Origin of the sequence: Kitasatospora sp. NPDC056446 (assembly GCF_042796115.1) — a bacterium.
Taxonomy (GTDB): Bacteria; Actinomycetota; Actinomycetes; order Streptomycetales; family Streptomycetaceae; genus Kitasatospora.
The window spans coordinates 80,490-104,162 of sequence record NZ_JBHTRF010000021.1; the positions used below are offsets into that span (position 1 = coordinate 80,490).

30 protein-coding genes are annotated in these 23,673 nt (G+C 73.8%); 5 read left to right on the forward strand and 25 right to left on the reverse strand.

Features of this window, described 5'->3' with window-relative positions:
• Positions 1–155 precede the first annotated feature (155 nt).
• From ACFQ6N_RS15820 to hisI, 15 genes are all read right to left on the reverse strand, one after another.
• The gene (locus ACFQ6N_RS15820; protein ID WP_380649587.1) at positions 156–881 is read right to left on the reverse strand and encodes a VIT1/CCC1 transporter family protein; all 726 of its coding nucleotides are present in this window, start codon (positions 879–881) and stop codon (positions 156–158) included.
• Between the two features lie 163 nt (positions 882–1,044).
• Positions 1,045–2,061, reverse strand: a complete 1,017-nt coding sequence (lgt, locus tag ACFQ6N_RS15825; RefSeq protein WP_380649521.1) for a prolipoprotein diacylglyceryl transferase — start codon at positions 2,059–2,061, stop codon at positions 1,045–1,047.
• A 142-nt stretch (positions 2,062–2,203) separates the two neighbouring features.
• Positions 2,204–3,067, reverse strand: coding sequence for a DsbA family protein (locus ACFQ6N_RS15830; protein ID WP_380649522.1), 864 nt, complete (start codon positions 3,065–3,067; stop codon positions 2,204–2,206).
• Between the two features lie 68 nt (positions 3,068–3,135).
• The gene (locus ACFQ6N_RS15835) at positions 3,136–3,654 is read right to left on the reverse strand and encodes a MauE/DoxX family redox-associated membrane protein (protein ID WP_380649523.1); all 519 of its coding nucleotides are present in this window, start codon (positions 3,652–3,654) and stop codon (positions 3,136–3,138) included.
• Positions 3,655–3,782: 128 nt separating this feature from the next.
• Positions 3,783–4,028, reverse strand: a complete 246-nt coding sequence (locus ACFQ6N_RS15840) for a hypothetical protein (RefSeq protein ID WP_380649525.1) — start codon at positions 4,026–4,028, stop codon at positions 3,783–3,785.
• Between the two features lie 223 nt (positions 4,029–4,251).
• Positions 4,252–5,061 (reverse strand): tryptophan synthase subunit alpha, encoded by an 810-nt coding sequence (gene trpA, locus ACFQ6N_RS15845; protein WP_380649527.1) that lies wholly within the window; start codon positions 5,059–5,061, stop codon positions 4,252–4,254.
• Between the two features lie 2 nt (positions 5,062–5,063).
• Positions 5,064–6,332 (reverse strand): tryptophan synthase subunit beta, encoded by a 1,269-nt coding sequence (trpB, locus tag ACFQ6N_RS15850; RefSeq protein WP_380649528.1) that lies wholly within the window; start codon positions 6,330–6,332, stop codon positions 5,064–5,066.
• Between the two features lie 50 nt (positions 6,333–6,382).
• Positions 6,383–6,532 (reverse strand): tryptophan biosynthesis modulator TrpM, encoded by a 150-nt coding sequence (gene trpM, locus ACFQ6N_RS15855; RefSeq protein WP_380649530.1) that lies wholly within the window; start codon positions 6,530–6,532, stop codon positions 6,383–6,385.
• 9 nt (positions 6,533–6,541) lie between these two features.
• Entirely contained in the window at positions 6,542–7,348 is an 807-nt protein-coding gene (gene trpC / locus ACFQ6N_RS15860) for an indole-3-glycerol phosphate synthase TrpC (protein ID WP_380649531.1), read from the reverse strand.
• A 199-nt stretch (positions 7,349–7,547) separates the two neighbouring features.
• On the reverse strand, positions 7,548–7,988 hold the full coding sequence (locus ACFQ6N_RS15865; RefSeq protein ID WP_380649532.1) for a DUF2752 domain-containing protein: 441 nt from the start codon (positions 7,986–7,988) through the stop codon (positions 7,548–7,550).
• A gap of 79 nt (positions 7,989–8,067) precedes the next feature.
• Entirely contained in the window at positions 8,068–8,337 is a 270-nt protein-coding gene (locus tag ACFQ6N_RS15870) for an HGxxPAAW family protein (protein WP_380649533.1), read from the reverse strand.
• Positions 8,338–8,552: 215 nt separating this feature from the next.
• Entirely contained in the window at positions 8,553–9,140 is a 588-nt protein-coding gene (locus ACFQ6N_RS15875) for a TIGR02234 family membrane protein (RefSeq protein WP_380649535.1), read from the reverse strand.
• 26 nt (positions 9,141–9,166) lie between these two features.
• Positions 9,167–9,661: a Uma2 family endonuclease gene (locus tag ACFQ6N_RS15880; RefSeq protein WP_380649536.1), complete on the reverse strand. Its 495-nt coding sequence runs from the start codon at positions 9,659–9,661 to the stop codon at positions 9,167–9,169.
• A gap of 21 nt (positions 9,662–9,682) precedes the next feature.
• Positions 9,683–11,206, reverse strand: coding sequence for an anthranilate synthase component I (locus ACFQ6N_RS15885; RefSeq protein WP_380649538.1), 1,524 nt, complete (start codon positions 11,204–11,206; stop codon positions 9,683–9,685).
• Positions 11,207–11,244: 38 nt separating this feature from the next.
• Positions 11,245–11,616, reverse strand: coding sequence for a phosphoribosyl-AMP cyclohydrolase (hisI, locus tag ACFQ6N_RS15890; protein ID WP_380649540.1), 372 nt, complete (start codon positions 11,614–11,616; stop codon positions 11,245–11,247).
• A 134-nt stretch (positions 11,617–11,750) separates the two neighbouring features.
• Here hisI and ACFQ6N_RS15895 point away from each other — a divergent pair, with 134 nt between their 5' ends.
• Both ACFQ6N_RS15895 and ACFQ6N_RS15900 read left to right on the forward strand, forming a co-directional pair.
• On the forward strand, positions 11,751–12,323 hold the full coding sequence (locus ACFQ6N_RS15895) for a hypothetical protein (protein ID WP_380649541.1): 573 nt from the start codon (positions 11,751–11,753) through the stop codon (positions 12,321–12,323).
• 52 nt (positions 12,324–12,375) lie between these two features.
• Positions 12,376–13,014, forward strand: a complete 639-nt coding sequence (locus ACFQ6N_RS15900; RefSeq protein WP_380649542.1) for a TIGR03085 family metal-binding protein — start codon at positions 12,376–12,378, stop codon at positions 13,012–13,014.
• A gap of 41 nt (positions 13,015–13,055) precedes the next feature.
• Here ACFQ6N_RS15900 and ACFQ6N_RS15905 read toward each other — a convergent pair whose 3' ends face one another.
• Both ACFQ6N_RS15905 and ACFQ6N_RS15910 read right to left on the reverse strand, forming a co-directional pair.
• Entirely contained in the window at positions 13,056–13,709 is a 654-nt protein-coding gene (locus ACFQ6N_RS15905) for a PASTA domain-containing protein (protein WP_380649543.1), read from the reverse strand.
• A complete protein-coding gene (locus tag ACFQ6N_RS15910; protein ID WP_380649589.1) occupies positions 13,709–14,188 on the reverse strand; it encodes a SigE family RNA polymerase sigma factor in 480 nt (159 codons plus the stop codon). Before ACFQ6N_RS15910 ends, ACFQ6N_RS15905 begins: the two co-directional genes overlap by 1 nt.
• Positions 14,189–14,518: 330 nt before the next feature.
• Here ACFQ6N_RS15910 and ACFQ6N_RS15915 point away from each other — a divergent pair, with 330 nt between their 5' ends.
• On the forward strand, positions 14,519–15,298 hold the full coding sequence (locus ACFQ6N_RS15915) for a VOC family protein (RefSeq protein ID WP_380649544.1): 780 nt from the start codon (positions 14,519–14,521) through the stop codon (positions 15,296–15,298).
• 54 nt (positions 15,299–15,352) lie between these two features.
• On the opposite strand, the gene hisF is transcribed toward ACFQ6N_RS15915, so the two are convergent.
• Genes hisF through hisD form a run of 8 tightly spaced genes read right to left on the reverse strand, consistent with a single transcriptional unit; the run spans position 15,353 to position 21,156 of the window.
• Positions 15,353–16,123, reverse strand: coding sequence for an imidazole glycerol phosphate synthase subunit HisF (hisF, locus tag ACFQ6N_RS15920; RefSeq protein ID WP_380649545.1), 771 nt, complete (start codon positions 16,121–16,123; stop codon positions 15,353–15,355).
• Positions 16,120–16,566, reverse strand: coding sequence for a RidA family protein (locus ACFQ6N_RS15925; RefSeq protein WP_380649546.1), 447 nt, complete (start codon positions 16,564–16,566; stop codon positions 16,120–16,122). Before ACFQ6N_RS15925 ends, hisF begins: the two co-directional genes overlap by 4 nt.
• Positions 16,563–17,288 (reverse strand): bifunctional 1-(5-phosphoribosyl)-5-((5-phosphoribosylamino)methylideneamino)imidazole-4-carboxamide isomerase/phosphoribosylanthranilate isomerase PriA, encoded by a 726-nt coding sequence (gene priA, locus ACFQ6N_RS15930; RefSeq protein ID WP_380649547.1) that lies wholly within the window; start codon positions 17,286–17,288, stop codon positions 16,563–16,565. The genes ACFQ6N_RS15925 and priA overlap by 4 nt, the downstream gene beginning before the upstream one ends.
• A gap of 20 nt (positions 17,289–17,308) precedes the next feature.
• Positions 17,309–17,944 carry an imidazole glycerol phosphate synthase subunit HisH gene (gene hisH / locus ACFQ6N_RS15935; protein WP_380649548.1) on the reverse strand — a complete coding sequence of 212 codons (636 nt, stop codon included), beginning with the start codon at positions 17,942–17,944 and terminating at the stop codon, positions 17,309–17,311.
• 31 nt (positions 17,945–17,975) lie between these two features.
• On the reverse strand, positions 17,976–18,128 hold the full coding sequence (locus ACFQ6N_RS15940; RefSeq protein ID WP_380649550.1) for a hypothetical protein: 153 nt from the start codon (positions 18,126–18,128) through the stop codon (positions 17,976–17,978).
• Positions 18,125–18,718, reverse strand: coding sequence for an imidazoleglycerol-phosphate dehydratase HisB (hisB, locus tag ACFQ6N_RS15945; protein ID WP_380649551.1), 594 nt, complete (start codon positions 18,716–18,718; stop codon positions 18,125–18,127). The genes ACFQ6N_RS15940 and hisB overlap by 4 nt, the downstream gene beginning before the upstream one ends.
• A 6-nt stretch (positions 18,719–18,724) precedes the next feature.
• Positions 18,725–19,825, reverse strand: coding sequence for a histidinol-phosphate transaminase (locus ACFQ6N_RS15950; protein WP_380649552.1), 1,101 nt, complete (start codon positions 19,823–19,825; stop codon positions 18,725–18,727).
• Positions 19,822–21,156 (reverse strand): histidinol dehydrogenase, encoded by a 1,335-nt coding sequence (hisD, locus tag ACFQ6N_RS15955; RefSeq protein WP_380649553.1) that lies wholly within the window; start codon positions 21,154–21,156, stop codon positions 19,822–19,824. Before hisD ends, ACFQ6N_RS15950 begins: the two co-directional genes overlap by 4 nt.
• A gap of 90 nt (positions 21,157–21,246) precedes the next feature.
• On the opposite strand from hisD, the gene ACFQ6N_RS15960 reads away from it, so the two are divergent.
• Positions 21,247–22,827 carry an oxidoreductase gene (locus ACFQ6N_RS15960; protein ID WP_380649554.1) on the forward strand — a complete coding sequence of 527 codons (1,581 nt, stop codon included), beginning with the start codon at positions 21,247–21,249 and terminating at the stop codon, positions 22,825–22,827.
• 117 nt (positions 22,828–22,944) lie between these two features.
• A complete protein-coding gene (locus ACFQ6N_RS15965) occupies positions 22,945–23,673 on the forward strand; it encodes an LON peptidase substrate-binding domain-containing protein (protein ID WP_380649555.1) in 729 nt (242 codons plus the stop codon).

Sequence of the window (23,673 nt, forward strand, 5' to 3'; positions counted from 1 at the left end):
TCCATTCCGGGAGTCCGTCCGCGGATGCGAATCCGCGGCCCGGGGGCCCGGATGGTGAGACTACGCCAGGCGCTACGCGACGCTCATGTGTGAAACGTCACGCACTGCCCAGCATAGTCATGCACCCGGTGGGGCCATCCGGGCACCGCCCCCGGTCATCCCACATGGCCGCCGATCAGCAGGCCGAGCAGGTAGGTCACCCCGGCCGCCGCCCCGCCCAGCACCAGCTGGCGCAGTCCGCTGAACCACCAGCTGCGCGCCGTCACCCGGGCCACCACCGCACCGCACAGGAACAGCCCGGCCGCCGCGAGCAGCAGGGCGGGCAGCAGCGAGGTGGCGCCCAGCAGGTACGGCAGCAGCGGCAGCAGCGCGCCGAGCGCGAAGCACAGGAACGACGACCCGGCCGCGACCAGCGGCGAGGGCAGGTCGGTCGGGTCGATCCCCAGCTCCTCCCGGGCGTGCACCTCCAGGGCCAGCTCCGGGTCCGCCGACAGCTGCCGGGCCACCTCGTGGGCGAGGTCCGGGTCCACCCCGCGCGAGACGTACAGCTGGGCCAGCTCGGCCAGCTCCCCGTGCGGGTTGCGGCTCAGCTCCAGCCGCTCGGCCTCGATCTCGGCCTGCACCAGCTCGCGCTGCGAGGCCACCGAGGTGTACTCCCCCGCCGCCATCGAGCAGGCGCCGGCCGCCAGGCCCGCCAGGCCGGTGAGGATCACCGTGCCGTTGGACACCGCGCCGCCCACCACACCGGTCATCAGCGCGAAGTTGGACACCAGCCCGTCCACCGCGCCGAACACGGCCGGCCGCAGCCAGCCGCCGTTGACGTCCCGGTGGTGGCCGGCCGCGGGTATCCGCGGCGGGTGTGCGGCCTCGGGCTCCAGGATGGTCGCGCTCACGGTCTCTTCCCCTCCGTCTACGTTCCTCGTCGTCCCTGAACGTAGCCCGTCTGACCTGCGCATTTCCAGCAAAGTAAGGCTGTCCGAACAGCACTGAGGCCACCCTTCGCACTGCTCGCGAAGGGTGGCCTCAGTCGGGGGAACCCCCAGGTCAGATCGGGTTCTCGACGTCCTTGCCGGTCTTCTCGGCCGCGACGACGGCCGGTTCCGGGGCCGGCTTCCCGTCCACGGACCGAGACGGCACGCCCGCCTTCCTGTCCGCCCCGGCGTCCTTGGCGTCCTTCTCCCCTGCCTTGGCACCGCCCTCGGCACCGCCCTCGGCGCCGTCCTCCGAAAGGTGCGCGGCCGGGTCGATGCTCGCCGGGTCCTCCCGGCCGGGCCGCTTGCGGCCGACGACCACCAGGTACGCCACCGCGCCCAGGAACACCACGATCGACGTCCAGTCGTTCAGGCGCAGGCCGAAGTAGACGTGCGCCTCGTCGATCCGCAGCCACTCGGTCCAGAACCGGCCGACCGTGTACGCGGCGACGTACAGCGCGAAGGCCCGGCCGTGGCCCAGCTTGAAGCGGCGGTCCGCCCAGATCACCAGCACGGCGACCAGCACGCACCACACCGACTCGTAGAGGAAGGTCGGGTGGTAGACGCCCTTCACGACCTCGCCGTCGGGCAGCGTCTTGTCGATCTCCAGGCCCCAGGGCAGCGTGGTCGCCCGCCCGTACAGCTCCTGGTTGAAGTAGTTGCCCCAGCGGCCCATCGCCTGCGCGAGCGCGATGCCCGGCGCGATGGCGTCGGCGTACGCGGGCAGCGGCACGCCCCGGCGGCGGGCGCCGATCCAGGCGCCGACCGCGCCCAGCGCGATCGCGCCCCAGATCCCGAGGCCGCCCTCCCAGATCTTGAAGGCGTTCCAGGGGTTCTTGCCGTCACCGAAGTACAGCTGGTGGTCGGTGATCACGTGGTACAGGCGGCCGCCGACCAGGCCGAACGGCACGGCCCACACGGCGATGTCACCGACCGTGTGCTTGGCACCGCCCCGGGCGACCCAGCGCTTGCTGCCGAGCCAGACGGCGACGACGACACCGAGAATGATGCAGAAGGCGTAGGCGCGCAGCGGGACCGGTCCCAGGTACAGGACGCCCCGCGACGGGCTGGGAATGTAGGCGATATCCATGGCGGTTCCGACGCTACAGGGTGAGTGGCCCCGGTCGGGAACCCCCGGGGTCACAGAAACCGAACAACAGCGGCCGCGGGCCGGTCGCCGCTCGCTCCGGACGGGGAGGGCGCGGCGGCCGGCCCGCGGCCGGGTACGGGGCTCAGCCGGCGTTCGGCGACGGGTTGTTGGCCTCCGAGGCGGCGCTGGTCGGCGCCGGGGTCTGGCCGTGCGAGCCCGCCGTGCCCAGCTGCTTGCCCTGGTTGGCGGCGTCCACCCACTTCACCAGGTTCTCCGGGGTGATCTCGTCGTTGCCGTTCTTCGGGTAGATCGGCTGGCCGTTGAGCAGCACGGTCGGGGTCGACTTGTAGCTGGACTTGTCGAAGTCCTGCTGCACGGAGGACACCCATCCGCCGTACTTGTTGTCGTTGACGCAGGCCTGGAACTCGGGCGTGTCCAGGCCGTTGACCTGCTTGGCCAGGTTGAGGAGGACCGCCTTGTTCCCGAAGGCGTCGTTGGTCTCCTCCGGCTGGTTGCGGTAGAGCACGTCGTGGAAGTCCCGGAAGTGCCCGGCGTCCTGGGCGCAGGCCAGCGCGTTGGCACCGGTCTTGGAGCCCTTGCCCGGTACGGCCCGGTCGATGAACGACACGATGTGGTAATTGGTGTAGATCTTCCCGGCGTCTTCCAACTGGTCGACGGTCGAGGAGAACTCCCGCTCGAAGATGCCGCAGGCGGGGCAGCGCGGGTCCTCGTAGACGGTGAGGACGGACGGCGCGTTGCCCGCGCCGACCGGGACGACCAGGTTCTTGTCGCCGATCGTCCCGGCCGGGACGGCGGCCGGGGTCTCCGGCTTGGAGCGCTGGTTCTGCACGACGACGCCGACGACCACGGCGGCGGCGATCACCGCGAGCACGGCGCCGCCCACGACCAGCTTCTTCCTGCGCCTGCCGGCGGACTCCTCGGCTTCCCGCTGCTCCAGCATCCGCTCGCGGGCGGTGCGCTTGCCTTCTCGGTTCTTCTCGCTCATTGCCTTGACATCCACGGTCGGGGGCCTTCGTCGGGTGCGGGGGTGGGGGTGCGGCGGGGCCGGGAGGGTCAGCTCGCCAACCAGCCGTCCGCCGAGAGCCGGGTCCGGGGCCGCCACAGCAGCCACCCGGCGAGCAGCAGGAACCCGGTGTCGCGCAGGATCTCCTGGAGGTACGTCGTCTGGGACTCGTCGACGTGCCCGCCGCCGCCGAAGCAGCCGCAGTCGATCGAGATGCCGCGCGCCCAGGCGGAGGCGATCCCGGCGATGAAGGCGAGCAGCAGCAGCGCGGAGACCCCGGCGACCAGCCGCACGCCCAGACCGATCACCAGCAGCAGCGCGAGCGCCAGCTCCAGGAAGGGCAGGCCGTAGCCGATCGGCTTGACCAGGCTCTCGGGCAGGATCTCGTAGGCGCGGACGGCCTGGGCGGCCTCCGCCGGGTCGGCGATCTTGGCCAGTCCGGCCCAGCCCCACACCACGGCGAGGCCGAGCCGCGCGGCGGTGCCGATCCACTCGCTCCAGGCGGGCGCCGGCCGCCGCGCCGACGGCGTGGGCGCCGGGGCACCGGGCTGCGCTGCCGGGCCGGCCATCAGGGAACCCCCCTCGGGAAACTCGTTCACTTCCTGATGAACCGTAAGGGACGGGGGGTGGTTCCTCCGTATTCAGGAATTAAGCCGGATGGGTGACGTTCTGTCCGAATCCGTCGAACACCCGTACCTCAGTGACAGCCCGGCATCCGGCCCGGGTCGAACAGCTCCGGACGCGCCTCGTGCTGTCCCCGCCCGGCCCGCTCGGCCGCGTCCCACCGGGCCGCCTCCGCACAGGCCACCGCCTCCCGCTCGGCCCGCTCAGCTCCCCGCCTGGCCAGCGCGTGCCCCACCTCCGCGTGCGCCCCGACCGCGGCGCCCAGGGCCAAGGCGGCGGCCGCCGCCCGCAGCAGAACGGCTCGATGGAGACCACGCACCGGCTCACCCCTTCGCTCGCCCCGCTACCCCGACGCACCTCGTCCGTGCAGTCGTCCCTCCACTCAACGCCCGTCAACCCCGCCTGATGCGTGTCCCCACCACTGTTCACCCGTTCGGGGCCACCCCCGGGTCGACGCCCCGTCACCCGCGCCGGGAAAGCCGACGGCCCGCCGCTCCCCGGGGGGAACGGCGGGCCGTCGGACACACCTTCAGGACCGCGCGTCAGCGCCTGCGCACGCCCGCCGCCAGCTCGCCGGCGACGGCCCGCACGGCGTCCAGCGCCGCCGCCTCGTCGTCGCCCGCTTCCAGGATCCGCTTCACGAAGGCGGAGCCGACGATCACGCCGTCGGCGAACCGGGCGACCTCGGCCGCCTGCTCGGCGTTGGAGACGCCGAGCCCGACGCAGACCGGCAGGTCGGTGGTGGCACGGGTGCGCGCGACCAGGTCCTCGGCCATGGACCCGACGGCCGACCGGGTGCCGGTGACGCCCATCACGGCGGCCGCGTACACGAATCCGCTGCCTGCCGCCGTGACCTCGGCGAGCCTCGCGTCCTTGCTGCTGGGGGCGACCACGAACACGGTGTCCAGACCGTGCGCCTCCGCCGCCTTGCGCCACTCCTCGGACTCCTCGACCGGCAGGTCGGGCAGGATGCAGCCGGCTCCGCCCGCCGCGGCGAGGTCGGCCGCGAAGCGGGCCACCCCGTAGCGGTCGACCGGGTTCCAGTAGGTCATCACCAGCACGGCCGCGCCGGGGTGCGCGGCGGCGGCCTCCTGGACGGTCCGCAGCACGTCCTTGATCCGTACCCCGCCGCGCAGCGCGATGTCGTCGGCGGTCTGGATGACGGCGCCGTCGAGGACCGGGTCGGAGTGCGGCAGGCCGACCTCGACGATGTCGCAGCCGCCTTCGAGGAGCGCGTTGACCGCCCGGATGCCGCCGTCGACGGTGGGGAAGCCGGCCGGCAGGTAGCCGATCAGCGCGGCCCGGTCCTCCGCCTTGGCGGCGGCCAGGATGTCACTGAGCTTCGATGCCATGGTCACTTACCCCCCTGGGCGGAACCCGCGGAACCCGCGGTGCCCGCGCCCGGCTCGTCGTACAGCCCGAAGTACTCGGCGGCCGTGTGCATGTCCTTGTCCCCGCGCCCCGACAGCGAGACCAGGATGGTGGCCTCCGGGCCGAGTTCGCGGCCGAGGTCGAGGGCCCCGGCGAGCGCGTGGGCGCTCTCGATGGCCGGGATGATGCCCTCGGTGCGGGACAGCAGCCGCAGCGCCTGCATGGCGGCGTCGTCGGTGACCGGGCGGTACTCGGCCCGGCCGGTGTCCTTGAGCCAGGCGTGCTCGGGGCCGACGCCGGGGTAGTCGAGCCCGGCCGAGATCGAGTGCGACTCGATGGTCTGGCCGTCCTCGTCCTGCAGCACGTAGGTGCGGGAGCCGTGCAGCACGCCGGGGTCGCCCTTGGTGAGGGTGGCGGCGTGCCGGGGGGTCTCGGCGCCCTCGCCGGCCGCCTCGCAGCCGATCAGGCGCACACCGGCGTCGGGGATGAACTCGTGGAAGATCCCCATCGCGTTGGAGCCGCCGCCGACGCAGGCGACGACCGCGTCGGGCAGCCGCCCGGTCCGGTCGAGCACCTGCTGCCGGGCCTCGACACCGATGATCCGGTGGAAGTCGCGGACCATCATCGGGAAGGGGTGGGGCCCGGCGACGGTGCCGAACAGGTAGTGGGTGGAATCCACGTTGGCGACCCAGTCGCGGAACGCCTCGTTGATGGCGTCCTTCAGGGTGCGGCTGCCGGAGGTGACGGCCACGACCTCGGCGCCGAGCATCCGCATCCGGGCGACGTTGAGGGCCTGGCGCTGGGTGTCGACCTCGCCCATGTAGATGGTGCAGTCGAAGCCGAACAGCGCGCAGGCGGTGGCGGTGGCCACGCCGTGCTGGCCGGCGCCGGTCTCGGCGATGATCCGGGTCTTGCCCATCCGCCTGGTGAGCAGGGCCTGGCCCAGCACGTTGTTGATCTTGTGCGAGCCGGTGTGGTTGAGGTCCTCGCGCTTGAGCAGGACGCGCGCGCCGCCCGCCTCGGCGGAGAAGCGGTGGACGTCGGTCAGCGGGCTGGGGCGCCCGGTGTAGTCCTTGAGCAGCCCGTCGAGTTCGGCGGCGAAGGCCGGGTCGGCCTTGGCCTTCTCGTACTCCTCGGCGACCTGCTCGACCGCGGCGACCAGCGCCTCGGGGATGAAGCGGCCGCCGTACGCGCCGAAGTATCCGCGCGCGTCCGGCACCTGGGCACCGGGCAGGTAGTCCTTCTCGGACATGTGGTTTCCCTTGGGGAGTGGGACGACAGTGACGTCTGGTCGGCTGGGGCTCAGCCGTGCGTCACGCGCCATCGCCGTCCCGGCACCTGCCCGGGTTCACAGCCGATCACGTACCGCACCCGACGCCCCAGCACCCGGCGCGCGGGTGCGCGGCAGCCGCGCGGGCGGCAGCCGGGGGCGAGTCGGGCGGCGATCTTCATCGGGCGGTGTCAGTCCTTGTGCCGGACGGCGGGGTGGGCCCCGGCGGCGACCAGGTCGGCGACCGCGGCGCGCGGGTCCTTGCCGGTCACCAGGGACTCGCCGACCAGCACCGCGTCGGCGCCGAGGTTGGCGTAGTTGATCACGTCCAGCGGGCCGCGCACCCCGGACTCGGCGATCTTGACGATGCCGTCCGGAATGGCGTGGACCACGTTCCCGAAGGTGTTGCGGTCCACTTCGAGGGTCTTGAGGTTGCGGGCGTTGACGCCGATGATCCGCGCCCCGGCGTCCGCCGCGCGCTTGATCTCCTCCTCGTCGTGCACCTCGACCAGCGGGGTGAGGCCGATCGACTCGGCGCGCTCGATCAGCGACACCAGGGCCGACTGGTCGAGGGCCGCGACGATCAGCAGCGCGAGGTCGGCGCCGTGCGCGCGGGCCTCCCACAGCTGGTACGCGGTGACGATGAAGTCCTTGCGCAGCAGCGGGGTGTCCACCGCGGCGCGGACGGAGTCCAGGTCGGCCAGCGACCCGCCGAAGCGGCGCTGTTCGGTCAGCACGCTGATCGCGGCGGCGCCGCCGGCCGCGTAGTCGCGTGCCAGGGCGGCCGGATCGGCGATCGAGGCCAGGGCGCCCTTGGAGGGGCTGGAGCGCTTCACCTCGCAGATCACCCGGACCCCGTCGCCCTTGAGCGCGGCGACGCCGTCCTTGGCCTCCGGGGCCTTGGCGGCGCGCTCCTTGAGCTCGTCCAGGGAGACCCGGGCCTGCCGCTCGGCGAGGTCCTCGCGGACCCCTTCGATGATCGAGTCGAGCACACTCACTCGGGAGCCCCCATCTTTTTCTGCCAGTCGGCCAGCGGGTGCCGGACGGGCAGGAGCCCGCCGACTCTTCGATGGTATCGGCACCCGGGGGCGCGGGGCGCATCAGTCCGGCGCGCGTCTCGCGGGCCGGACGCCCCTCCGGCGGCCCTCAGCTGGGACTTCACCGGTTCTCCGGCGGGATCCGGCCGGATCCCGCCGCTCAGACCAGCGGGGGCGCCAGACCCGCTCCGACCGGCGAATTTCGCACCACGGTGAAGACGACGACCAGCAGCACGATCAGCGCCCAGCGGCGGCTGCCGACGGCGATCCGGGGCGGCGGCCCGCCGGTCAGCGCGGCCCAGCCCCAGCGCAGCCAGAGCACCGCCAGCACGCCGAGCAGCAGGACGGCGGCGGCGTTGTCGTGCAGGGCGCCGGTGAGGTCCGCGTGGGACAGCGCGTGGACGCAGCGCAGCCCCCCGCAGCCGGGGCACCACCAGCCGGTGGCGGTCAGGAACGGGCAGTCCGGGTAGTGCCCGGGACTGTTGGGGTCCACCACGGCGACGTACGCGGCGGGGACGGCGACCGCCGCCAGCGCGGCCAGCGGCGGGCCCAGCCGGCGCAGCACGGGTGGCGGGGCGGAGGCGGTGGGGACGGCGTTCACGCCCCGATTGTGCCCGGGCCGGACCCCGGGGACGACGAAACGGCGGGCGCGACGCGCCCGCCGTTCGGTAGTGCGAAAGTCAGGCGGTGACGGCGGCGACGCCGCGGGCCTCGCGGGCCGCGGCCTGCTCCTCGACCGACTTGTAGACGTTGGTGCTCGGCTGCTGGCCCATGCCGGCCATCGACATGGCCTTGCCGACCACGCCGCCGGCCAGGATGACCGCCAGCCCCGCCCAGACGAGCAGCACCGACGGCAGGATCATCGCGACGCCCGCGATGCCGAAGCCGACGAAGGAGATGACGACGCCGGTCCAGGCGGCGGTGGTGTGGCCGTGTGCTGCTGCTGCCATCTGAGTGGTGCTCCTTGGCTCTCGGGGCCCGGCCGGGCCTGCGGGGCCGCCGGCGGGTTGACGGTTCCATTGTGCCGGGCCACACACCGGCCCCCCAAAGCGGGTGGCGGGTCTATCGCGTCACATCACGGCGCGGGGCCCTCGGGCGGGGCCGCACGGGGCTGCACGGGCCTCCTCGGGTCCGGCCGGGTGCAGCCGGTTACGGGCGCCGGGTGTCAGCCGGCGGTGGGGTCCTCGCCCCGGTCCAGCGCCTTCCACAGGTCGCCGGGCGTGTCCGTCTTGGCCGGGGCCTTGCGGGTCGGCGCCTCGTAGCGGCTGCCCATGGCCGGCCAGCCCCGGCCGTAGCGCAGGGTGAGCAGCCCGGCGAGGGCCAGCAGCACGCCGCCGACCAGCGCGATCCAGGGCCAGCCGGTGTGCGACACCTCGGTCGCGGCGGAGCCGCTCAGCGCGAGCTTGCGGGCGGCCTCGGCGTCCAGCGCGGCGGTGTCGCCCGCTCCGGCGACCGAGGCGGCGGCCGCACCGAGTCCGGCCAGCAGGGTCAGCGCGCCGACCGCGAGCCGGCCGGCGCCGCGTACGGCGAACACCGCGACGGCCGCGGCGAGGCCCACCAGGGCCAGCCCGCCGGGCAGTTCGGAGATGTTGCCGCCGGTGACGGACACGTCCAGGGTGCCCGCCCGGCCCTCGGCCCAGGTCCGCCCGGCCGCGGTCAGCACCAGGACGGCGCTCAGCACGGTCAGCAGCAGCATCACGCCGAGGGTGCGGCGGCCGGGGGCGGCGGGGGCGGGGGTCTGGTCAGCGCTCACCGGTCCACTATCCCCCGGCCGACACCTCAGCCCGTACCCGGGGTGGGGAACGGGGTGGGGAACACGTCGGTCCGCAGCACCACGGTGCGCCCGCCCAGCGGCAGGAACAGGTCGTTGCCGAACGGCACCCGCTCGGCCTCCCGGTACACCCCCTCGGGGGACGGCGCGGTGTGCACGGTGCAGACCGCCGCCGCCGGGTCGACCACCACGTACAGCGGCACGCCGCCGCGGGCGTACCCCCGCGCGGCCTCCGCCAGGCCCGGCCGGGCCACCTCCAGCACCGCCTCGACCCCGGCCGCGGCGAACCTGCCCCGCTCCCCCCGCACCGCGTCCGGGGCGAGCACCGCGAGGTCCGGGGCGGGGTCGGCGGCCGGGTCCGGTCCACCGCCGCCGGGCGCCGCCGGGACCTCGATGGCCACCCCGGACAGCACCCGGCCGTGGCCCGCCGGCTGCTCGCCGAACTGCCCGGCCGCGCCGAGCACGACCTCCCAGCGCAGTTCGTCGTACGGCACCTCGGGCATCCCGGCCGCCTCCCTCACGCCTCAGGACAGTTCCGGCCTCCGCAGCGTATTGGCGGTGGCGACGGCCCGCAGCACGGCGGCGGCCTTGTTGCGGCACTCGGTGTCCTCGCCGTGCGGGTCCGAGTCGGCGACCACGCCCGCGCCGGCCTGCACGTACGCGGTGCCGTCGCGCAGCACCGCCGTGCGGATCGCGATCGCGGTGTCGGAGTCCCCGGCGAAGTCCAGGTAGCCGACGCAGCCGCCGTACAGGCCGCGGCGGGTCGGTTCCAGCTCCTCGATGATCCGCATCGCCCGCGGCTTGGGCGCGCCGGACAGGGTGCCGGCCGGGAAGCAGGCGGTCAGCACGTCGAAGGCGGTCCGCCCGGGGGCGACCGTGCCGGTGACGGTGGAGACGATGTGCATCACGTGGCTGTAGCGCTCGATCTGCATGAAGTCGACCACCTCGACGCTGCCCGGCTCGCAGACCCGTCCGAGGTCGTTGCGGCCGAGGTCCACCAGCATCAGGTGCTCGGCCCGCTCCTTGGGGTCGGCGAGCAGCTCGGCGGCCAGGGCCGCGTCCTCGTGCGGGGTGGCGCCGCGGTGCCGGGTGCCGGCGATCGGGTGCAGCATCGCCGCGCCGTCGGTGACCTTGACCAGCGCCTCCGGGCTGGAGCCGACCACGTCGAAGCCGCCCTCGGCGGTGCCGTCCGGCCCGGGGAAGCGGAACAGGTACATGTACGGGCTGGGGTTGGTGGTGCGCAGCACGCGGTAGACGTCCAGCGCGGAGGCCGGGCAGGGCGCCTCGAAGCGCTGCGAGGGCACCACCTGGAAGGCCTCGCCGGCCCGGATCCGCTCCTTGACCTCCTCCACCGCCGCCCGGTACGGGGCGCCGCCGAACGGCGAGCGCGCCTCGGCGGGGGCGGTGGGGGTGAAGCTCGCCAAGCCCGGGTCGACCGGCTTGAGCAGGTCGGCCTCCATCGCGTCCAGGCGGCCCACGGCGTCCGCGTAGGCCTCGTCCACGCCGCTGGCGAGGTCGTTGTGGTTGACCGCGTTGGCGATCAGCAGCACGGTGCCGTCGGCGTGGTCGAGCACGGCGAGGTCGGTGGCCAGCATCATGGTCAGCTCGGGGAGCCCGAGGTCGTCCGGGTTGAGGTCGGGCAGCTTCTCCAGCCGGCGGACGATGTCGTAGCCGAGGTAGCCGACCAGGCCGCCGGTGAGCGGGGGCAGGCCGTCGTCGGGGCGCCGCGGGGTGTGCAGCGCCTCCAGGGCGGCGCGCAGCACCTCCAGGGGGTCGCCGCCGGCCGGGACGCCGACCGGCGGGGTGCCGAGCCAGCGGGCCCCGCCGTCCGGGCCGACGGTGAGCGTGGCGGCGCTGCGCACGCCGACGAAGGAGTAGCGCGACCAGCTGCGGCCCTGCTCGGCGGACTCCAGCAGGAAGGTGCCGGGCCGCTCCTCGGCGAGGCTGCGGTAGAGGCCGATCGGGGTGAGGCCGTCCGCGAGGAGCCTGCGGGTGACCGGGATGACCCGGGTGTCGACGGCGAGCTTGCGGAAGGCTTCGAGGTCCATGCGGGGCGGCACCTTCTGGGTTCTGGGGTTGACTGGGGTCAGGAGAGCGGGAGCACGTCGGCGTCGAAGCAGGTGCGGTCGCCGGTGTGGCAGGCCGCGCCGCTCTGGTCGACCTTGACCAGCAGGGTGTCGCCGTCGCAGTCCAGTGCCACCGACTTGACCGCCTGGGCGTGGCCGGAGGTGTCCCCCTTGACCCAGTACTCGCGGCGGCTGCGGCTCCAGTAGGTGCAGCGGCCGGTGGTCAGCGTGCGGTGCAGCGCCTCGTCGTCCATCCAGCCGAGCATCAGCACCTCGCCGGTGTCGTACTGCTGCGCGATGGCCGGGAGCAGGCCGTCCTCGGTGCGCTTGAGGCGGGCGGCGATCGCGGGGGCCAGGGCGGTGGTGCCGGGAGTGGCGGGTGTGGTGGACATGGGGTCATTGTGTCAGCCCGGCCGGCCGCGCCCGAGGGGGTCCGGCGGACCGGTGCTCCCGGGCGGCCGCCCGTCCGGGGCGAGTTCGGCCAACCGCCTGCCGGGCGGGGTCCGCGTGGGCCATCCTCATGGCCATGACCTCCGAGCAGCCGCCCGCAGCCGCCGCCTCCCGCCCGTCCCGCGGCCTGGTCCTCACCGTCGCCGCCGTGCTGGTCGTCCTGCTCGCGGTGGTGGCCACCGCGGTGCTGTGGCCGGACGACCGGAAGCCGGCCGCCGCGCCGCCCCCGCCCACCCCCTCGGCCACCCCGACGCCGACCCCCACGCCCACGCCGACCCCGACCAAGCCGGCGCCGCCGTACGCCTTCTTCCCGGTCGGCACCTGCTTCGACCACCCGCAGCTGAGCCCGGTGATCACCAAGGCGGAGGAGCGCCCCTGCGCCGGCGACCACGACGGCGAGGTGATCGCGAACCTCACCCTCGCCGACAACCTCACCGGCGAGATCCCCGTCGCCCTGGCCATGCGGGACGGCTGCAAGGAGGCCGAGGCCGCCGCCAAGGCCCGGCAGACCGACGGGAAGGCCTACTACGGGCGGCAGTTCGGCCCCGCCCTGGTCAACTACCAGCAGGGCTGGCGGGACTACACCTGCACCCTGACCGGCAGCAACAAGCAGGGCGGCGCCAAGCTCACCGGCCACCTCCACCCGTAGGGCCGGTCCTCGCCCCGGCCATAGGTCCTCGCCCCGGCCCTAGGCTGACGCCATGTCGAACCACGCCCTCGCCGAACGCCACCGCCTCACCGAGCTCCTGGCCGCCGCCGGTCCGGACGCCCCCACCCTCTGCGCCGGATGGACCACCCGGGACCTCGCCGCCCACCTGGTGATCCGCGAGCACCGTCCGGACGCGGCGGCCGGGATCCGGATCGGCGCGCTGGCCGCCCGCACGCGCCGGGTGCAGGACGAGTACGCCGGGCGCCCGTACGAGGAACTGCTCCGGCTGTTCCGCTCCGGTCCGCCCGTGTACTCCCCGTTCGCCCTGCCCGGCGCGGACGAGGCGGCGAACACCGTCGAGTACTTCGTCCACGCCGAGGACGTCCTGCGGGCCGTCGAGGACTCGGCCGCGCGGCCCCTCCCGCCGGGCCGCGCCGAGGCCCTCTGGCGCCGGCTGCCGATGATCGCCCGTCTGGAGGCCGGCCGCCGCTCCCCCGTGCGCCTGACCCTCGCCCACCCCGACGGCCGCTCCCTCACCGTCGGCCCGGCCGGTGCCGCCACCGTCCGCCTCACCGGCGAGCCGGGCGAGCTGGTCCTGTTCGCCTACGGCCGGGGCGCCCGCACCGTCCTGGACGTGGACGGCGCCCCGGACGCCCTCGAAGCCCTCCGCCACGTCCTGCCGCTGCCGTAGGCAAAAGAGAGAAGAGGCACCGCGCGCCCGGGGTCGGCCGGTCAGCCTGTGGGGCGGCCCTTGGAGACGAACAGTTGGACGGTCGTGTTCGCCGCCGCGGGTCGCCCGGCCCGCGGTTCGGAGTTGATGACCGACCCGGCGGACACCTTCCAGTCGGTGAACTCGTGGACCTCGTAGCGCAGCCCGGCCGTGTCCAGCAGCCGGGTGGCGGCGTCCCGGGACAGGCCGACGACCGAGGGCACAGTCACCGTCGCGGCGCCGGAGGCGGGCGGGGCGGCGGGGGAAGGGGTGCCCTCGGTCGCCGCTGTCCCGGGAACGGGCGGCGGCGACACCGGAGCCGAGGTGGAAGCGGACGGGAGGGGCGAAGGGCCCGAAGGGGCGGGCGCGGACTGGACGGCCGGGGCCGGCCCGGTCCCCGCCGGGCGGTCGCCGCCGCCCGTCGGTCCGGGCACGAGCAGGGCCGCGCCCGTCACGATGGCGGCCACCGCCGCCACCGCCGCGGCCCCGGTGAGCAGGGTGCGCCGGCGCACCGTGCTCCGGATCCCGGCGGCGTCGATCACGGGGGCGGGGGCGTCGTCGGCGAAAGCGGTCATGGCGGCGAGGAACTCCTTGTCGAAGGCCGGGTCGAAAGCGGGATCGGAGGTGGGGCCGAAGGCGGAGGCGGGGTCGGGGTCGTGCGGCGGGAAACGGGTCATCACGCACCTTCACGCGAGGTCGACGACGCGGACGGGACGTCCTGCCGGGGCAGCGCAGCCCGCAGTTTCGCGAGCCCGCGGGCGAGTTGCGAGCGCACGGCGCCGGGGGAGATGTCGAGGGTCTGCGCGATCTCCCGGTCTCCCAGGTCGTGGAGGTAGTACAGGACGACGACGGTGCGCATCCCCATCGGCAGCGTGTGCAGCGCCGCGACGAGCTCCGCGCGCAGGTCCACCGACCGGTAGGCGTCGCGGGGATCGGGGTGCTCGACGCCGGGCTCCGGCGCGGTGCGCTCGCCCGGGCGGTTGAGGCGCCGCCAGCGGTCGTTGGCCAGGTTCACCAGGATCCGGCGCACGTACGCCTCGGGCACCTCGGCGCGCGCGACCCGTCGCCAGTGGCGGCAGGCCCGCTCCAGCGCCTCCTGGACGAGATCCTCCGCGGTGTGTGCGTCCCCGGTGAGCACGTACGCCGTGCGGAACAGCGCGCCCGAACGCTGTTCCACGAACTCGACGAAGTCGATCTTGGGACTGGCCCTGCGCAGCCTCACCCGCTGCCTCACTCTCTCCCGCCGTCACATCCACCCCCATGACGGCGTCCGGCCGCACCCTGCTGCACCGGCGCCGGGGAAGTGACGCGCCTCACATTCGCCGCCGCGGGACGGCGCCTCCCTCCCTGCCGCCGGCCACCCCCGGCGGCCGTCCCGGCTGCGGATGTCAGTGCCCGGGTGCAGACTCGCAGGTGGCCGGGGCGGGGGCGTGCGCGCGCCCGACGGAAGCGCCCCGGTCACTCTCCGTCGAAGGGGCGCCCCGCCATGATCACCACCGACTTCCCCATCGGCTCGCCCTGCTGGATCGACCTGGGCAGCCCGGACATCCCCGCCAGTGCCGCGTTCTACGGGAAGGTCTTCGGCTGGACGTTCCAGGAGCTGCCGGACGCCATGGGCTACGGCTTCCTCCAGTCGGACGGGAAGACGGTCGGCGCGATCGGCCCGCTCGACGAGGGCGCCCCGTCGACGTGGACGACGTACTTCCGCGGCGCCGACGCGGACGCCACCGCCAACGCGGTCCGGCAGGCCGGCGGCACGGTCTCGGTCGAGCCGATGGACGTCATGGGGGAGGGCCGGCTGGCGCAGTTCGCCGACCCGCAGGGCGCCCGGTTCGCGGTCTGGGAGGCCGGGCGCACCAAGGGGCTGGACGCGGTGTCCCAGGAGGGCGCACTGGTCTGGGCGGAGCTGCACACCTCGGACCAGGACGGCGCCTACGCCTTCTACCGGCAGCTGTTCGGCTGGCGGGTGGAGGACTTCGAGCCCTCCCCCGGGATGAACTACCGGGTGCTCTCGACTGTCGAGGGCGACCCCAGGTCGAACGCCTTCGGCGGGATCGCCCCGACGATGTCCCCGGAGCAGCCCTCCGCCTGGACGCCGTACTTCGCCGCCGAGGACGTGGACGCGGTGGTCGCCCGGGCGACGGCGGCCGGCGGATCGGTGCTGATGCCGGCCTCGGACGTGGAGAAGGTGGGCCGGCTGGCCTGGCTGGCGGACCCGAACGGCGCGCCGTTCGCGCTGATCCACGGCGAGCCGCAGGAGTCCTGAACGCGCGGGCGGGCCCGCGGTCGCGAGGACCGCGGGCCCGCCCGGACGGGAGGATCAGCGCACCGGGTGCCCGGCGTCCCGCAGCGCGCCCTTGACCTCGCCGATCCGCAGGTCCCCGAAGTGGAAGACGCTGGCGGCCAGGACGGCGTCCGCGCCCGCCTCGACGGCCGGGGCGAAGTCGGCGAGCTTGCCGGCCCCGCCGGAGGCGATCACCGGCACCGAGACGGTCTTGCGGACGGCCCGGATCATCTCCAGGTCGTAGCCGTCCTTGGTGCCGTCCGCGTCCATCGAGTTGAGCAGGATCTCGCCGGCGCCGAGTTCGGCCGCGCGGCCCGCCCACTCGACGGCGTCGAGGCCGGTGCCCTGGCGTCCGCCGTGGGTGGTGACCTCGTAGCCGGACGCCGTCTCGGTGCCCTCCGGGCAGCGCCGGGCGTCCACCGAGAGCACCAGCACCTGCCGGCCGAACCGCCGGGCGATCTCGCGGACCAGTTCCGGCCGGGCGATGGCGGCGGTGTTGACGCCGACCTTGTCGGCACCGGCCCGCAGCAGCTTGTCCACGTCGTCGACGGCGCGGATGCCGCCGCCGACGGTGAGCGGGATGAAGACCTGCTCGGCGGTGCGGCGGACCACGTCGTAGGTGGTCTCCCGGTCGCCGGAGGAGGCGGTGATGTCGAGGAAGGTCAGCTCGTCGGCGCCTTCGGCGTCGTAGAGCCTGGCCATCTCGACCGGGTCGCCGGCGTCGCGCAGGTTCTGGAAGTTGACGCCCTTGACCACCCGCCCGGCGTCCACGTCCAGGCAGGGGATGACACGTACTGCGAGGGTCACGGCTGTTTGCCTTCCAGGGTCTTTGCCAGCCCGGACCGGTACGCGTCGAGCTCGATCTCGACCATCATCCGGGAGTCGATCAGGCCCTCGACCACCACCATGGTGGCCGCCGGGCGTGCGGCGTCGAAGAGTTCGTGGTGGGCGCGGCCCACTTCCTCGGCGTCGCGGACGTGGGTGATGAACATCCGGGTGCGGACCACGTCGTCCGCGGTCAGACCGTACGCGGCCAGGGCCGTGAGGCCGACGCCGAACGCGGCGAGGGTCTGCCGGTACGGGTCCCCCTCGTGCTCGATCCGGCCGTCGACCCAGGCGGTCGTGCCGGCCACGTGCACGTGGTCGCCCGCGGCGACCGCCCGGGAGTAGCCGAACTCGTCCTCCCAGGGCGAGAATCCGCTGACCCGACCGTTGTCGACCTGCCCGCGCACGATCCGACCGTCCGTCATCCTGAAACCGCCTCCAGGGCCTCTTCGAGGGTGAACTTCTGCTCGTAGAGTGCCTTGCCCACGATGGCGCCCTCGACACCCTCGCCGACGAGCGTGGCGATGGCGCGCAGGTCGTCGAGCGAGGAGACGCCGCCGGAGGCGACCACCGGGCGGTCGGTGGCGGCGCAGACGTCGCGCAGCAGCTGGAGGTTGGGGCCGGTCAGGGTGCCGTCGCGGTTGACGTCGGTGACGACGTAGCGGGCGCAGCCCTCCTGGTCGAGGCGCTCCAGCACCTCGAAGAGCTGGCCGCCGTCGCGGGTCCAGCCGCGGCCGCGCAGGGTGGTGCCGACGACGTCGAGGCCGACGGCGATCTTGTCGCCGTGCTCGGCGATGGCCTTGGCGACCCACTCGGGGGCCTCCAGGGCGGCGGTGCCGAGGTTGACCCGGGTGCAGCCGGTGGCGAGGGCGCGGGCCAGCGACTCGTCGTCGCGGATGCCGCCGGACAGCTCGACCTTGATGTCCAGCCGGCCGGTGACGTCGCGCAGCAGCTCGTAGTTCGAGCCGGTGCCGAAGGCGGCGTCCAGGTCGACCAGGTGCAGCCATTCGGCGCCGGCGTTCTGCCAGGCGAGGGCGGCGGCCAGCGGTTCGCCGAAGGAGGTCTCGGTGCCGGAGGCGCCCTTGACCAGGCGGACGGCCTGGCCGTCGCGGACGTCGACGGCGGGAAGCAGTTCGAGGCGGCTCATCAGAAACAACTCTCAGACGCTCAGAGGGTGTTGACCCAGTTGGTCAGCAGGGCGGCGCCGGCGTCGCCGGACTTCTCGGGGTGGAACTGGGTGGCCCACAGCGGGCCGTTCTCGACGGCCGCGACGAACGGCTGCCCGTGCGTGGCCCAGGTGACCAGCGGCGGGTTGATCCGCGCGCTGTGGCTCTCCAGCTCCCAGTGCCGCACCCCGTAGGAGTGCACGAAGTAGAAGCGGGTCTCGGGGTCGAGGCCGGCGAACATCCGGCTGCCCTCGGGCACGTCCACGGTGTTCCAGCCCATGTGCGGGACGACGGGGGCCTCCAGCGGCTCGACGGTGCCCGGCCACTCGTCGCAGCCGGCCGTCTCCACGCCGTGCTCGACGCCCTTCTCGAACAGGATCTGCATGCCGACGCAGATGCCCATGACCGGGCGGCCCCCGGCGAGGCGGCGGTCGACGATCCAGTCGCCGCGGACCGACTTGAGTCCGCGCATGCAGGCCTCGAAGGCGCCCACGCCGGGGACGAGCAGGCCGTCCGCGGCCATCGCGGTGTCGTAGTCGGAGCTGACCGTGACGTTCGCCCCGGTCCGCTCCAGGGCGCGCTGCGCGGAGCGCAGGTTGCCGGAGCCGTAGTCGAGGACGACGACGTTCTTGCCCATGTTCAGGTGTCCAGTCTCTCTACGGCGGGGTCTACAGGCGCATGAGGCCGGAGCCCAGGCACATCACGGCACCGAAGGCCAGCACCAGGATGACGCCCTTCGAGTGCTTCTGCTTCCAGAAGGAGATCACCCCGCCGGCCAGGAAGAGGCCGAAGAAGATGAGGATCATCGCGGTGTTGTTCACAGCGCACCCTTGGTCGAGGGGAGGATGCCGGCCGCGCGCTGGTCGCGCTCGGAGGCGTAGCGCAGCGCCCGGGCCAGCGCCTTGAACTGGCACTCCACGATGTGGTGGGCGTTGCGGCCGTACGGCACGTGGACGTGCAGCGCGATCTGCGCCTGGGCCACGAACGACTCCAGGATGTGCCGGGTCATCGTGGTGTCGTAGCTGCCGATCATCGGCGCCATCGTCTCGGGCTCGGTGTGCACCAGGTAGGGCCGGCCGGAGAGGTCGACGGTGACCTGGGCGAGCGACTCGTCCAGCGGCACCGTGCAGTTGCCGAAGCGGTAGATGCCCACCTTGTCGCCGAGCGCCTGCTTGAAGGCGGCGCCGAGCGCGAGGGCGGTGTCCTCGATGGTGTGGTGGGTGTCGATGTGCAGGTCGCCGTCGGTCTTGACGGTGAGGTCGAACAGACCGTGCCGGCCGAGCTGGTCGAGCATGTGGTCGTAGAAGCCGACGCCGGTGGAGATGTCGGTCTTCCCGGTGCCGTCGAGGTCGATCTCGACCAGGACGGAGGTCTCCTTGGTGGTGCGCTCGACGCGTCCGATGCGGGACATGAGGGGTTACAGCTCCTTGATCACGGTACGGACGGCGTCCAGGAAGGCGTCGTTCTCGGCGGGCGTGCCGGCGGTCACGCGCAGCCACCCGGGGACGCCGTTGTCCCGGACCAGGACGCCCTGGTCGAGGACGGCCTGCCAGACGGCGTGGGTGTCGGCGAAGCGGCCGAACTGGACGAAGTTGGCGTCCGAGTCGGTGACCTCCAGCCCGAGGGCGCGCAGCGCCTCGACGAGCCGGTCGCGTTCCGCCTTGAGCCGGCCGACGTACCCGAGCAGGGTGTCGGTGTGCTCCAGGCAGGCCAGCGCGGTGGCCTGGGTGACGGCGGACAGGTGGTACGGCAGGCGCACCAGCTGGACGGCGTCCACCACGGCCGGGTCGGCGGCCAGGTAGCCCAGGCGCAGCCCGGCGGCGCCGAAGGCCTTGGACATGGTGCGGCTGACCACCAGGTTGGGGCGGCCCTCGATCAGCGGCAGCAGCGAGGCGCGGTGCGAGAACTCGACGTAGGCCTCGTCGACGACGACCAGGCTGGGCCGGGCGGCCTGCGCGGCCTCGTACAGCCGCAGCACGGTGTCGGCGTCGACGGCGGTGCCGGTCGGGTTGTTCGGCGAGCAGACGAAGACCACGTTGGGCTTGTGCTCGGCGATCGCGAGGAGGGCGGCGTCGACGTCGATGGTGAAGTCGTCGTTGCGCGGGCCGGAGATCCACTCGGTGCCGGTGCCCCGGGAGATCAGCGCGTGCATCGAGTAGGAGGGTTCGAAGCCGAGCGCGCTGCGGCCGGGGCCGCCGAAGGTCTGGAGCAGCTGCTGGAGGACCTCGTTGGAGCCGTTGGCGGCCCACACCTGTTCGCGGACGACGGGGTGGCCGGTGGTCTTCGCGAGGTACCCGGCGAGGCCTTCGCGCAGCTCGACCGCGTCCCGGTCGGGGTAGCGGTTGAGTCCGCGGGCGGCCTCGGCGACGCGCTCGGCGATCCGGGCGACCAGTTCCTCGGGCAGCGGGTACGGGTTCTCGTTGGTGTTCAGCTGGACGGGCACGTCCAGCTGCGGCGCGCCGTACGGGGACTGGCCGCGCAGTTCGTCGCGGATCGGAAGGTCGTCGATAGCGGTCACGAGCCCTGCACCGTCCAGTCGCTGTGCCAGTTCTGTTCGTCTCCGACGAAACGTGCCTTGATCGCGTCGCCGTGCCCGGGCAGGTCCTCGGCGTTCGCCAGGGTGACGACGTGCGCGGCGACGTCGGCGAGCGCCTCCCGGTCGTACTCGACGACCTGGACGCCGCGCAGGAAGGTCTGCACGGACAGCCCGGCGGAGTGGCAGGCGCAGCCGCCGGTGGGCAGCACGTGGTTGGAGCCGGCCGCGTAGTCGCCCAGCGAGACCGGGGTCCAGCGGCCGATGAAGATCGCGCCGGCGTTGACGACTCGGTCGGCGACGGCGTGCGGGTCGCGGGTCTGGATCTCCAGGTGCTCGGCCGCGTACGCGTTGACGACGGCGAGGCCCTGGGTCAGGTCGTCGACCAGGATGATGCCGGACTGCTTGCCGCCGAGGGCCTCGGCGACCCGCTCGGAGTGCTTGGTCCGGGCGACCTGGAGGGCCAGTTCGGCCTCGACCGCGTCGGCCAGCGCCGGGGAGTCGGTGACCAGCACCGAGCCGGAGGTGGGGCCGTGCTCGGCCTGGCTGATCAGGTCGGCGGCGACGTCGGACGCCAGCGCGCTGTCGTCGGCGAGGACGGCGATCTCGGTCGGGCCGGCCTCGGAGTCGATGCCGATCCGGCCGGCGAAGTAGCGCTTGGCGGCGGCCACGTAGATGTTGCCGGGGCCGGTGACCATGTTCACCGGCTCGCACTCCTCGGTGCCGAGGGCGAACATCGCGACGGCCTGGGCGCCGCCGACCGAGTAGACCTCGTCGACGCCGAGCAGCGCGCAGGCCGCCAGGATCGTCGGGTGGACGCGGCCGCCGAACGCCTTCTGCGGCGGGGAGGTGACCGCGATGCCCCGCACGCCCGCCTCCTGGGCCGGCACCACGTTCATCACCACGGAGGACGGGTAGACCGCGAGGCCGCCCGGCACGTAGAGGCCGACCCGCTCGACCGGCACCCAGCGCTGGGTGACGGTGCCGCCCGGCACGACCTGGGTGGTGTGCCCGGTGCGGCGCTGGTCGGCGTGCACGGCGCGGGCCCGGCGGATGGACTCCTCCAGCGCGGCGCGCACCTTCGGGTCGAGCGTCTCCAGGGCCTCGGCGAACTGCTCGGCGGGCACCCGGGTGGTCTCCAGCCGGACGCCGTCGAAGCGCTCGGTGATCTCGATCAGCGCCGCGACCCCGCGATGGTGGACGTCCTCGGCGATCGGCCGCACCTTCTCCAGGGCGGCCGCGACGTCGAACTCGGCACGGGGCAGCAGGTCACGCGGGTCGTCCAGCGAGCCGCGGAGGTCGATTCGAGAGATCACGCCACCCAGTGTAAGGAGTGCCCGGAACCGCTGGTCCCGGATTTCAGTCCGTGATACGAAAGGCGAGACGACCGGGGGACGGGGGAAACCATGGCGCAGCAGGCTCCGGAGGGCTGGACCGGCACGGAACGGGAGCTCTGGGAGGCGTACCGCCAGGGTGAGGTGCTGGACTTCCGCAGTGGCGAAGCGAACACCGACGACCCCTTCGGCGACGCCGTCTGGGGCCCGTCACGCACCGTGCGCGCCGAGGTCCTCGCCCAGCTGCTGCTGGCCGGCCCCGAGCCCGCCCCGGGCCGGGTCACCTCGTTACGCCTGAGCGGCGTGACGGTCACCGGCGCGCTCAACCTGGCCGGCGGCGCCATCGGGGACTACGTCGAGTTCCAGGACTGCCGCTTCGAGCACAAGATCCTGATCTCCGAGGCGGCGGCCTCGACGCTGCGCTTCGTCCGCTGCCTGGTCCCCCGGCTGGAGGCCTCCCGGCTCTCCACCACCGGCGACCTGCACCTCGCCCGCTGCCGCCTCCCCGACGGCGTCCGGCTGACCGACGCCCGGATCGGCACCGACCTGCTGCTGAACCAGGCCGTCATCGGCGGCGACCGCTACGGCCGTGCCGTGTCCGCGGACGGGATCACCGTCAACCAGGACTTCGAGGCCGAACGGCTGGAGACCACGGGCGAGTTGAGCATACGCACGGCCCGGATAGGCGGCCGGCTCTCGCTGCGCGGCGCCCAGCTGCGCGCCGACCGGCAGCACAACCACACCTGCTTCAACGCCGTCCGGGTCACCGTCGGCCACACCCTCTACCTGACCGGCTCGGCCGACCGCGGCTGGGCCGGCTCCCGCGGCTACTACGGCTCCGGCTACGGCGAGAACCCGCCGCCCGATGGCCCGATCACCCCGTTCCGCGCGTTCGGCCGGGTGCGGCTGTCCGACAGCCGCTTCGACGGGGCCTGCCTGATCTCCGGCGAGTTCCACCTGGAGGGCGACGACGAGCTGTCGCTGCGCCGCATCCACACCCCCGAGCTGCGCTTCACCTGCAAGGTCCGCCCCACCGGCACGGTCGCGCTGTCCCGCGCCCGGGTCGGCAACCTGGTGGACGCGCCGGAGTCCTGGCCGCGCGGCAAGCACCTGGCGCTCACCGGCTTCGTCTACGAGAACCTGCGCCCGCACCGGCCCTTCACCATCCAGGAGCGGATCGCCTGGCTGGAGGGCTCCTCGGTGGACTTCCAGCCCGAGTCCTACGAGCAGCTGGCCGCCGCCCTGCGCCGCGACGGCGCCGACGACGACGCCCGCGAGGTGCTGTACGCCAAGCAGCGCCGGCGCCGCCGGACCCTGCCGCCGCCCACCCGGCTGTGGGGCGCCGTCCAGGACGCCACCGTCGGCTACGGCTACCGCCCCGGCCGGGCGGGCCTGTGGCTGCTGCTCGCCTGGGCGCTGGGCAGCCTCTGGTTCGCCACCCACCCGCTGGAGCCGCTCAAGGCCGACGAGCGGCCGCACTGGAACCCGGTGCTGTTCACCCTCAACCAGCTGCTGCCGATCGTCGACCTCGGCCAGGGCGGCTGGAACCCGGGCGGCGCCTCCCAGTGGATCTCCGCCGGGCTGGTGGTCATCGGCTGGCTGCTCGCGTCCACCGTCGTCGCCGGCGCCTCGCGGATGCTCCAGCGCGGGTGAGCGCCGGCTCCGGCGCGGGTGAGCGCTCGCTCCGGCGCGGGTGAGCACTCGCTCCGGCGCGGGTGAGCGCGCAAACCGCGCGACAAGGCCCCCGTCCGGGGAACTACGCTGTCCGCCGTGACAGAACGGCTTCCGCTCTTCCCGTTGAACACCGTGCTCTACCCGGGCCTGGTGCTACCCCTGAACGTCTTCGAGGAGCGCTACCGCCGTCTCGTCGCCGACCTGCTCGAACAGCCCGAGGACAGTCCCCGGCGGTTCGGCGTGCTCGCGATCAAGGACGGCCGTGAGGTCGCGCCGGTCCGGGCCGAGGAGGGCCCGGCCGGGCCGCTCGACGGCCTGGGCACCGCCACCGGGGACCCGCTGGAGGCGGTCTTCCACATCGGCTGCGTCGCCGACGTGGCCTCCGTCCAGCACCAGCCGGACGGCCGCTACGAGCTGCTGGTGACCGGCACCACCCGGTTCCGGCTCCGCTCGGCGGACACCTCGGGCCCGTACCTGACCGGCGAGGTCGAGCCGATCGAGGAGCGCCCCGGCGAGGGCTCCGGCGCCCTGGCCTCGGAGGTCGAGCGGGCGTTCCGGGTGTACCAGAAGCGGCTGGCCGGCGCCCGCGAGGCCAGCACCGTCGGCCGTCAGGACCTCCCCGACGACCCGCAGGTGCTCTCCTACCTGGTCGCCGCCGCCTCGGTGTTCGAGACCCCGGTCAAGCAGCAGCTGCTCGCCTGCCCCGACACCGCCCAGCGGCTGCGCGCCGAGCTCGACCTGCTGCGCCGCGAGACCGCCGTCCTGACCTGGCTGCCCTCGCTGCCCGCCGTCGACCTGACCCGCCAGTCCTTCAGCCCCAACTGA